10 protein-coding genes are annotated in these 9,965 nt (G+C 63.8%); all 10 read right to left on the bottom strand.

Annotation, left to right across the window (positions count from 1 at the left end; genetic code table 11):
- Positions 1–303: hypothetical protein (locus IT472_RS10260; protein ID WP_297181400.1), on the bottom strand; the 303-nt coding region annotated here is incomplete at its 3' end.
- An 11-nt stretch (positions 304–314) separates the two neighbouring features.
- Complete coding sequence (locus tag IT472_RS10265; protein ID WP_297181401.1) at positions 315–1,247, bottom strand: GDP-L-fucose synthase; 933 nt, start codon at positions 1,245–1,247, stop codon at positions 315–317.
- A gap of 19 nt (positions 1,248–1,266) precedes the next feature.
- Positions 1,267–2,853: a GMC oxidoreductase gene (locus IT472_RS10270; RefSeq protein ID WP_297181402.1), complete on the bottom strand. Its 1,587-nt coding sequence runs from the start codon at positions 2,851–2,853 to the stop codon at positions 1,267–1,269.
- Between the two features lie 127 nt (positions 2,854–2,980).
- Positions 2,981–4,090 (bottom strand): GDP-mannose 4,6-dehydratase, encoded by a 1,110-nt coding sequence (gmd, locus tag IT472_RS10275; protein ID WP_297181403.1) that lies wholly within the window; start codon positions 4,088–4,090, stop codon positions 2,981–2,983.
- Between the two features lie 9 nt (positions 4,091–4,099).
- A complete protein-coding gene (locus IT472_RS10280; protein WP_297181404.1) occupies positions 4,100–5,197 on the bottom strand; it encodes an acyltransferase in 1,098 nt (365 codons plus the stop codon).
- Entirely contained in the window at positions 5,185–6,021 is an 837-nt protein-coding gene (locus IT472_RS10285; protein ID WP_297181405.1) for a glycosyltransferase family 2 protein, read from the bottom strand. The genes IT472_RS10280 and IT472_RS10285 overlap by 13 nt, the downstream gene beginning before the upstream one ends.
- Positions 6,018–6,578, bottom strand: coding sequence for a putative colanic acid biosynthesis acetyltransferase (locus tag IT472_RS10290; protein WP_297181406.1), 561 nt, complete (start codon positions 6,576–6,578; stop codon positions 6,018–6,020). Before IT472_RS10290 ends, IT472_RS10285 begins: the two co-directional genes overlap by 4 nt.
- On the bottom strand, positions 6,575–7,708 hold the full coding sequence (locus IT472_RS10295; protein ID WP_297181407.1) for a glycosyltransferase family 4 protein: 1,134 nt from the start codon (positions 7,706–7,708) through the stop codon (positions 6,575–6,577). The genes IT472_RS10290 and IT472_RS10295 overlap by 4 nt, the downstream gene beginning before the upstream one ends.
- Before the next feature lie 2 nt (positions 7,709–7,710).
- Positions 7,711–8,691, bottom strand: coding sequence for a GDP-mannose 4,6-dehydratase (locus tag IT472_RS10300; protein WP_297181408.1), 981 nt, complete (start codon positions 8,689–8,691; stop codon positions 7,711–7,713).
- Positions 8,692–8,695: 4 nt separating this feature from the next.
- Positions 8,696–9,733, bottom strand: a complete 1,038-nt coding sequence (locus IT472_RS10305) for a glycosyltransferase family 1 protein (RefSeq protein ID WP_297181409.1) — start codon at positions 9,731–9,733, stop codon at positions 8,696–8,698.
- Positions 9,734–9,965: the final 232 nt, after the last annotated feature.

Raw genomic sequence — 9,965 nt, forward strand, 5'->3', positions numbered from 1 at the left:
ATCGCCGGGTTGCAGGCGTTGCTTCAGCAAACGCCGCGTCGCACGGATGTAGTCCAGATAATCCAGCGCCCGCCCGAACAGCCCATCGCGCCCGAACCGGCTGTTGCCGACGCGCAGCACATCCACGTCGTCGATCGTCTCGTGCTCGGGCAGCAATGCATCCGCATCGTCATAGCGCTGGCGCGATCCCACCAGCGTCACCGCCACCCCCTGCGCGGCAAGATGCGTCGCCAGATCCGTCAGCAACTGGCTGGTCGCGGACAGATCGGGGGTGACGTAGCGATTGCAGAAGTAAATACGCACGTGGCGCGCGCTCAGGCTCCGCGCCGTTCGTCGGCATGCTGCAGATACCACGCATAGGTGCTGCGCACGCCTTCTTCCAGCCCGATCCGCGCCCGCCAACCCAGGCCATGGATGCGCGAGACATCCAGCAGCTTGCGCGGGGTGCCGTCGGGCTTGCTCGGGTCGGTGTCGATCGCCCCTTCGAAGCCGACCACGCGGGCGACCAACTGCGCCAGTTCGAGGATGGACAAATCCTCACCCACGCCGACATTCACGATCGCATCGGAACTGTAGCCGTCCATCAGGAACACCGCCGCTTCGGCCAAGTCGTCCACGTGCAGAAACTCGCGCTTGGGCGTGCCGGTGCCCCAGATTGTCATCGTGGCATCGCCGCGCTGCTTGGCCTCGTGGAAGCGCCGAATCAGCGCCGGCAACACGTGCGAGGAAGTCAGGTCGAAATTGTCGCCGGGGCCGTACAGATTGGTCGGCATCAAGGAGATGGCATCGAACCCGTATTGCTTGCGATAGGCCTGGCAAAGCTTGATCCCGGCGATCTTGGCGATCGCATACCACTCGTTGGTCGGCTCCAGCGCGCCGGTCAACAGCACATCCTCGCGCATCGGTTGCGGTGCGAACTTCGGATAGATGCAGGAGGAGCCGAGGAAGCACAGCTTCTTCACGCCATGCCGCCATGCCGCATGGATGACGTTGGTCTCGATCACGAGGTTGTCGCGGATGAACTCGGCCGGGCGGGTGTCATTGGCGTGGATGCCGCCGACCTTGGCAGCGGCGAGATAGACCTGCTCAGGCCGTTCGCGCTCGAAGAAGCGTTCCACCTGCTCCTGCGAAGTGAGGTCGAGCGCCTCGCGGCCCGGCAACAGCAGATTGTCCGCACCCAGCGCCTGCAACCGGCGCACGATGGCGGAACCGACCAGGCCGCGATGGCCGGCGATGTAGATTTTCATTGATGCCACCTCGCGGACTTCAGACAGAGGATGCCGCAGCCGAACCAAGATGGAACGCCATCATCTCGGCAAAGCAGAGCAAACTGAATGTCGGATTCGCACTGCCTGCACTTGGAAATACGGCAGTGCTGAGAACAAACAAATTCTGCGTGCCGCGCACTCTCAAATCCAAGCCTACGACTGCTGCCGGATCCTCCCCAATACGACATGTCCCTACTGGATGATACGCATCATAGGATTTGACCAGACTATTGAAGTCAAGATGCACCTCGTGCGCAGCATAGTTCACACCAAGCATCGACCACCGCTGCAAGAATTCTTTGCGGGCGCACAGCATGTCTGCTTCATCCTGCCCATTGACAGACCAACTCACTACCGGTATTCGGCGCCCGAATCTGTCAAACCGGTCGCCAAGCCGGATCGAATTCGTGGCACGCGGCCGCTGTTCCATGTCAATTCTCAATCGACACATTGCCCCATACTCGACATACAGCCTCTTGAGCACCAGCCGGTGCCACGCGATCTTCGACAGACTCACGCTCCCCCTGAAAAATTCACCGAATCCGATTTCAGGGAATCGGCGAGCTTGCATGGATTGCAGCAGCTCCTTGGCAACTCGATAACCGGAATCTTCGGTAGGAAACACGATATGCGCGAAGTATCTGCATTCCGAAAGGCCGATGTCGGCCTGCACGAACCTCCAATTCCGCATGTTCGAGTTGACGAACCTCGGCGCCAACGTTTTCGCCACCAAGCGTCGCGCAGAATCGCCGAATTCGGCAATGTCGAAAGAAAGATGATCGGACAAACCCAATCCAAGCTCCGCTTTGTCCGGCAACACTCGTCCCGAGCCAGCGGCATTTATTTCACATAAAATGCGCGTCGTCTCGACTGTACCCGCAGCCAATACATAATTCATCGCACGAATCCGCAACTTCTTCCCGCTTGGCGAAAGCGCAATCAATTCCTGAATCCGGAAGTCGCCATGGACTTCCTCGCCGATCCAATTTGCAACCACGGCATTGCTGATGACTTCGCACTCGTCAGCCGTTTTCGAAGACCGCTCAACCATCCACGCAAAGTTCCGCTTCCGGAAGGGCAGCCCGCAAGATAGAACAGGATCCAGGCTACTGGCGCGAAATGGCGCGACTTCTGATGCAGGCGGACGGCTCTCTTGACCAACCAGCCCGCCAACGCCGAACACCTTTGCGACTGCGGAGCCATGCTCTCGTCCCACTTGGACAATATGTTCCCATGCCCGCTGCATGGAGGAATCGTCACGTACGGCATCGCTTGCCTGGAATGCCAGCATCTGCCCCCCCCAACGCGCGGTGGTACCACCCACTCCAAAAGAACGGCCCTCGGTTGCGCCTCGGTAATCCCCATCCGGAAACTCACAATCAAAACCGATCTCGTTGGACAACACCGGCGTACCCGGCCCCGCTTCCACGACCATCACCTTTCCACTGGAACCGTTCAATCTTTGCGCAAGATACAGCCCCGCCGCGCCTGCCCCGATAATGCATACATCGGCATTGACAATCGACTCCGCCTCATCGAAATCATCAAGTGAAATCACGCGCATCACTACCCCCAGGAAAAGCACCAAACTCCAACGTTTTCGCGCCCCTGCGGTGCGCTCCTACAAGACTCTCGCAGATGTAGCGCACCGCAGGGGTGCGATCAGAAGAATCCCACGACCGCACAGGGGCGCGGCCCACCATGAGCCGCTCCTACTCCGCATGCTTGTAGGTGCGGAACCCCGCCTCACTGACCATCGCATCGCGGCGTGCCTGGGCCAGGTCCTCGCTCACCATTTCCTGCACCAACTGCGCGAACGAGGTCTTCAGCGTCCAGCCAAGTTTAGTCTTCGCCTTGGTCGGATCGCCCAGCAGGGTTTCCACTTCCGCAGGCCGGAAGTAGCGGCTGTCCACTGCCACGATCCGCTGGCCCGGCGACAGCGGCGATCCTTCCGGCGCGCTGGCGACGATACCTTGCTCATCGACGCCGCTGCCCTGCCATTCGAGTCCGATGCCCAGTTCCGCCGCCGCGCGGGTGACAAAATCACGCACCGCATTCTGCTCGCCGGTGGCGATCACGAAGTCCTCCGCCTGCTCCTGCTGCAACATCAACCACTGCGCTTCCACATAGTCGCGCGCGTGACCCCAGTCGCGACGCGCATCGAGGTTGCCCAGATACAGGCAATCCTGCAAACCCAGTGAAATCCGCGCCAGCGCGCGGGTGATCTTGCGCGTCACAAAGGTCTCGCCGCGCAGCGGGGATTCGTGATTGAACAGGATGCCGTTGCAGGCGTACATGCCGTAGGACTCGCGGTAGTTCACCACGATCCAGTAGGCATACAGCTTGGCCACGCCGTAGGGCGAGCGTGGATAGAACGGCGTGGTCTCCTTCTGCGGGATCTCCTGTACCTTGCCGTACAGCTCGGAGGTCGAGGCCTGATAGAAACGCGTCTTGTCCTGCAAGCCGAGGATGCGGATCGCCTCCAGCAGGCGCAGCGTGCCCAGCGCATCGGAATTGGCGGTGTACTCCGGCGTCTCGAACGACACCTGCACGTGGCTCTGCGCGCCAAGGTTGTAGACCTCGTCCGGCTGCACCTGCTGCAGGATACGGATCAGGTTGGTGGCATCAGTCAGGTCGCCGTAGTGCAGGAACAGCCGGCGATCCGGCGCATGCGGGTCCTGGTAGAGATGGTCGATGCGATCGGTATTGAACGACGAGGCGCGGCGCTTGATGCCGTGCACCTCGTAGCCCTTGGCCAGCAGCAATTCGGCCAGATAGGCGCCGTCCTGTCCGGTGATGCCGGTAATCAGTGCTTTTTTCATTGCGGAATCCTAGTGTTGTGCATGTGCGCCCTCGGATCGTGGATGCGATGGCAAGGTGAAATACCGCTTCAGGGACAGGAAGCGGCTCTCGAACCATCTGAAGCTCGCCCAGGCGCTCAGGAAGCTGAGCCCGAACGCAAGCAGGATGGTTCCCGGAAGCGGGATTGCGGGGAAAAACCTGGCGACGATCCGGAAACAGGCCGGATGGAAGACGTACAGGCCATAGCTGATGCCGCCGACCCATCGCAACCAGTGTGCTTCGAGTATCCGCCGCACCGGCGCGAATGTCCCGTCGGCCAGACAAAGGGCGACGAATGCGGCATAGAACAACGGAATCAGTGACAGCTTCACGGCCTGGAGCAGCGCATCCCCGGAACCGGAAAACTCGACGAACAAGGGCAGCAACAGGACCGGCAACGCCAGGCACAAGGTTCTGGACAGCGGCACCATCCACCCCGGCGCTTCCTGCCGATCCGCAAGCACGATCGCGATGCCCGCGCCGAGGCTCAAGCCGTCCAGCCGGGTCGGGGTCAGATAGAAGACGCCATACCCCCGGCTGGCCAGCACGAACCTCAGCACGGGGGACAGCAGCAGAATGCCGCCGATGATCCGCAGCAACGTCCGCCGATTGCAACTTGCAACCACGAACGGCCACATCAGATAGAAATGTTCCTCGACCGCCAGGGACCAATAGTGGTTCGGCCCCTCGCTGCCCAATGCCGGAAACGTCTGCGCGACGTTCTCCAGGAACAGCCACGACCAGACCTGCTCCCGGAATGCAGGGATGCGGGCATCGAGCACGAGCGGCAGCAGGAAGAAGTGAATCCCCAGATACGCGAAATACAGGGGAAAGATGCGCAGAATCCGGCGGGCGTAGAACGCGCGGTAGTAACCGTCCCTTCCCGCCGTTTCGAGCAATATCCGCGTTATCAGGAACCCGGACAGCACGAAGAACAGATCGACCCCCGTTTGCCCCGGCACCGACGCCTGCCGCAACCACCCGGGATACTGCCGGCCGAACAGAGCGACGAAATGGAAGACCATGACGGACAACGCCGCCAGCGCACGCACGCCATCCAGCGACGCGATGCGGTTCAGGCGCGCCACTCGTCCTCCAGCCGTTCGCGCACCATCAGATCGATGAAGCTCTGGTAGATCGCCAGCATGCGCGCGTAGCGCAGCCCGGCGATTCCGTCGAGAAAACCGCCGCGCAGGACCCCCGCGTAGAAGAATCGCAGCCAGGGCCGCAGCGGCAGGCGACCGGCGAAGCGCTTGAGCGCGCGGCGGCGGCAGGTCGCATCCGTACTGAACAACTGTCCCGGCCGCAGCGGTTGCTTGCGTTCGGCCAGCATCAATCCCGCTTCGCGTTCGGCGTAACGCAGGTGGCGTGCGAACCAATCGTTCACTCCCTTGGAAAAATTGTAGTGGTCGAGCGGGTTTTGCAGCGTGCCGACCTGATCGGGCGTTTGCACCTCGCGCTGGCCATGGCCGTGGTCGATGAAGCGCAAGGCGTCCAACCGACCGAAGCGGACCTGATAGGACGGATACATGCCCGCGTGCTTGAGCCAGCGCCCCATGAAAATGATCTTCGCCGCCACGCGGTAGACCGGGCAAGACGCGCCAGGTGCGTCGGACGCGCCCGCGATCGCCAGCAGTTCATCGCGCAAGGCCGGTGTGACGACTTCATCCGCATCCAGGTGCAGCACCCACGGGTGCCGGAAGCCGGCCTGCTCCATCGCGAAATTGCGTTGCCCGGCGAAGGAATCGAACGCGCGCGTCAAAACCCGGGCGCCATGCGCCTGCGCCACCGCGACCGTGGCATCGGTGCTGCCGGAGTCGAGCACCACCACGTCGTCCGACCACGCCACGCTGGCGAGGCAGCGCGGCAGGTTGACCGCTTCGTTCAAGGTCAGGATGACGACGGAGATCACGCGGCCCCGGTCTCCCGCAGCGCGCGCCGCTTGACCGCGCGTGCGGGGTTGCCGGCCACCACCATCCACGGCGCCACGTCGCGGATGACAACAGCCGCCGCGCCGACCACCGCGCCCGTGCCTACCGTCACGCCCGGCCCGACGAACGCATCCGCGCACACCCAGGCGTCGTCGCCGATCGCAAGGCCGGTGCGCAGCAAGGGCAATACCGGATCGGTGTAATCGTGAGTGCCGCCGCACAGATGGGCGCGATGCGAGACCGTGGCGCGCGCCCCGATGCGGATCGGCCCGAGGTCGTAAACCCACACGCCCGCGCCGATCGCAGCGTGGTCGCCCAGCGTCAGATTCCACGGGATTTCGATGCGCGTGCCGGGATCGACGTGGACGCCGCGCCCGACCGTCGCCCCGAACATCCGCAGCAGCAGGTTGCGCCAGCCGAACAGCGGACGCGGACTGCAACGAAACAACGGCGTCGCCAGCGCCCACAGCGCGCGGCCGACATACTCGCGACGCGAATAAGGGCGGGCGGCGCGGGCGGTGGCGATGTCTAGGGTCATGGCGACGGCCAGCGGTCGATGAACCCGATGATCGGCGCACTCAGGTGCGACCAGCGAAAGCGTTCGGCATTGTCCAGCGCCCGCGCAGAGGCTTGGCGCCATGCTTCCGCATCCACAAGCAGGGGTTGGAGTGCATCGGCGGCCAAGTCGATTCGTCCTGCGGGCACGGCAAAACCTCCAGGACCGGCAATCTCCGGCGGCGCACAGACGTCGGCGACCACGCAAGGGGTGCCGAACACCTGGGCCTCCACGGCGGGGATTCCGAACGATTCACAGCGGCTGAGCAGGCAGAACACCCGGGCACGGCGGTAGTGCCGCATCAGTTCGGCATCGCTGACACCGCCGGTGATTTCCACGCTGCCGGTCAGCTCTTGATCGTGGATCCGACGCTCAATGACCGCGCGATAGCCCGCATCCGACCAAGGGCCCACCAATGACAGCCGTGCTTCCACCCCGCGGCTGCGCAACAGCGCCAGCGCGTCGAGTACGTCCTCGACCGACTTGTGCGGCGTCATCACCGAGACCACGACGATCTCCGGAGCGCGCTCCGCGAACGCCGGCAATGGGGTTTCGGCGGCGTCCTCGAACATGCCGTCGTTCACCCCGACCAGCACGGTCGCACCATGTCGCGGCCCGCAGCCGGCGTTGTCGGCATAGATGCGCGCCATGAAATCGGACAGATAGAACATCGCCGCAGCCTCGCGCTGCGCCCTGCGATACCCGTGGCGCTGCAACAGCGCCTTGAGCTTGTCGGATGCGCGCGCGTGGAACTGCGGAAAGAAGCACCAGGGGTTTTGCACCAGCACCAGCTGCGGCGTGCGCACGCCCGGCACCAGGGCACCCGAAGTCGAAATCAACAGGTCGGCACCCACCGCATCCAAGGCACGCTGCATGGAAAACCGCTGCCAGACGAGCCGCCGGGCCCAACCGCTGCCGGTCTTTGCACTGGCGCATTCCTGCCAAACGACGTGGGGACCCAGCTCACGACGCAGATCGCGATTGCCGGCATGATGGAACATGTGGAAGCTGTGCCGGCCGGCACCTGCCGCGGCCAGATTGCGCAGGTGCCCGCCCAGCACATTGCGCCCGGAAAAATTGTTGATCGGCAGGGCATCCACAGCGATCCGCATGGTCAGCCAGCCACCATCGGCCAGGTCTCGCCGCGCTCCGCCGCCACCATCCGCGCAATGACTTGCTCCAATGTGGTCACGGCAGTCCAGCCCAGCACCTCCCTGGCCTTGGAGGCATCGCCCACGCTGTGGGCAATGTCGCTCGGCCGCCGCAGGCCGGGGTCGAAATCGACATGGGCCTGCCAGTCCAGCCCCACCGCAGCGAAGGCCAGCGCCACGAACTCACGCAGGGAATGCATGCGGCCGGTGGCGATCACGAAGTCCTCGGCCCGGTCGTGCTGCAACATGCGCCACATGGCGTCCACGTACTCCGGCGCCCAGCCCCAGTCGCGCTCGATCGTCAGATCCCCGAGTTGCAGCCGCTCGCCGCTACCGGCCGCAATGCGCACTGCTGCGGAAACGATCTTGCGGGTGACGAAGCGGGTCGGCCGCAGCGGGGATTCGTGATTGAACAAGATTCCGGTGCATGCGTGCAGGCCGTAAGCCTCGCGATAGTTCGCCACCATCCAGTGCGCGCTGGCCTTGGCGACCGCATACGGACTGCGTGGGCGAAACGCGGTGTCCTCATCCGCCGCCTGCCCGACGTCACCGAAACATTCGCTGGAGCCGGCGTGGTACAGCCGCGTGTCCAGCTTGAGGAAGCGAATCGCTTCGAGCACGTTGAGCGCGCCCAGGGCAATGCTTTCAAGTGTCTCCACCGGCTGCCCGAAGGAGAGGCCAACCGAGCTCTGGCCGGCCAGCAGATAGGTCTCTTCCGGGCGCACCTCGTCAAGGACCTGAGCCACGCTGCGGAAATCCGTGGTGGCCGCCGAATGCAGCTGCACCTGCTCGCGCACTCCGAGCCGGGTCAGGTTGGCGAAACCGCTGAGCTGCGCGTCGCGCGACGTGCCATGCACGCGGTATCCCTTGCCAACCAACAGCCGTGCCAGCAGCGCGCCATCCTGCCCGGAAATTCCGAAAATCAGTGCCTTGCGCGTCGCCATCGGATTATCTTTTCACTCCATCGCATGCCGCACGGTAAGCGGCGGACATGTCCCGCGCAAACCGTTCCAGCCCGAACCCTTCGGCCCAACACCGCCCCGCCTCGGCGCGCCGCTGCGCCACGGCGGAATCACGCAGCAGCCATTCGATTTCGCGCACGAATCCGGCAAGATCGTCCGGGGCAAGGCAAGGCGCCACATCACCGGCGACTTCCGGCAGCGAGCCGGCGTTGCTGCACACGACGGGAAGCCCGAATGCCATCGCCTCCAGCACCGGCCAGCCATAGCCTTCATACAGCGAGGGAAACACCAGTACCGAAGCACGGTGGTACCAGGTGGCCACCTGAACATCTTCGGCATCCTCCACCCATTGCACCCACGCCTCGATTCCGAGCGCACTGGCCAGTTCGCGCAAAGCGGGTGCGGGCGCCGGGCCGATCATCACCAAACGTCGCGCCAGCGATCGGTCCAGTGCCGCGAAGATGCGCAGAACCTGGGCGCGGTTTTTGTAGAAGCCATTGTTGCCAAGATGCAGGACCAGGCCGGGCTCGCGAATCGGGAGCTCGCCGCCACCACAGGCAACAAGCCCGTGGCGGACCGGCAAAGGCACCACGCTTGCCGTGAGTGGCGCTCCGAATTCGCTGGTGACATCGCGCCGCGTGCATTCACTGTCGCAAATCAGCAGCGCCGCCGTGCGCATCGCCTTGCCGTTCCGGCGCCACAGCCAGCGCGCCGCCCTTCCTACCGTTGGGGCGCCCGGAAAGCGGCCGCGCTGTTGCAATACCGGAATGATGTCATGGGCGGTGATGACCACCGGCGCCCCGCGCAAGCCTTCGGCCAGATAGGCGCGACTGCCGTCGAGGATGTGCCAGAGATCGGGCTTGGAAGTCGACAATCGCCGCGCACGCCACGGCAGCATCAGGGTGTCAGCGCGCTGCCGCCATCCACGCACTGAGGGGTGAGGATCCAGCTCAAGCAAGCGTGCTTCAACCTCCGGCGCATACCATGTCATCGCCTGCATCAGCAGATCGGCATAAGCCCGCATGCTTCCGGGCGCATTCACCGCCGCCGTCGAAACCAAACCAACCCGCAGCGGCCGCATCAGGCGTGGGCCATCCGCTGCATGGCACGCGCCTCCACGCGCGCCCTTGCCACCGCATCAAGCCGCGGGATCGACAGCACCACGCCGACCAGCAGGCCGAGGAAGGAGGCGATGAACGGATCGGCCAGAATCTGCCCGGACACCGTCAAGCTGCCGACATTGGCGATGAAGAACG

The sequence above is a fragment of the Thermomonas sp. genome (assembly GCF_020850895.1).
Taxonomy (GTDB): Bacteria; Pseudomonadota; Gammaproteobacteria; order Xanthomonadales; family Xanthomonadaceae; genus Thermomonas.

Bases quoted from the DNA above. Each gene is read 5' to 3' on its own strand.
- IT472_RS10295 (WP_297181407.1), bottom strand. From the start codon at position 7,708: ATGCGGATCGCTGTGGATGCCCTGCCGATCAACAATTTTTCCGGGCGC.
- IT472_RS10305 (WP_297181409.1), bottom strand. From the start codon at position 9,733: ATGCGGGCTTATGCCGATCTGCTGATGCAGGCGATGACATGGTATGCG.
- IT472_RS10265 (WP_297181401.1), bottom strand. From the start codon at position 1,247: ATGAAAATCTACATCGCCGGCCATCGCGGCCTGGTCGGTTCCGCCATC.
- IT472_RS10290 (WP_297181406.1), bottom strand. From the start codon at position 6,578: ATGACCCTAGACATCGCCACCGCCCGCGCCGCCCGCCCTTATTCGCGT.
- gmd (WP_297181403.1), bottom strand. From the start codon at position 4,090: ATGAAAAAAGCACTGATTACCGGCATCACCGGACAGGACGGCGCCTAT.
- IT472_RS10300 (WP_297181408.1), bottom strand. From the start codon at position 8,691: ATGGCGACGCGCAAGGCACTGATTTTCGGAATTTCCGGGCAGGATGGC.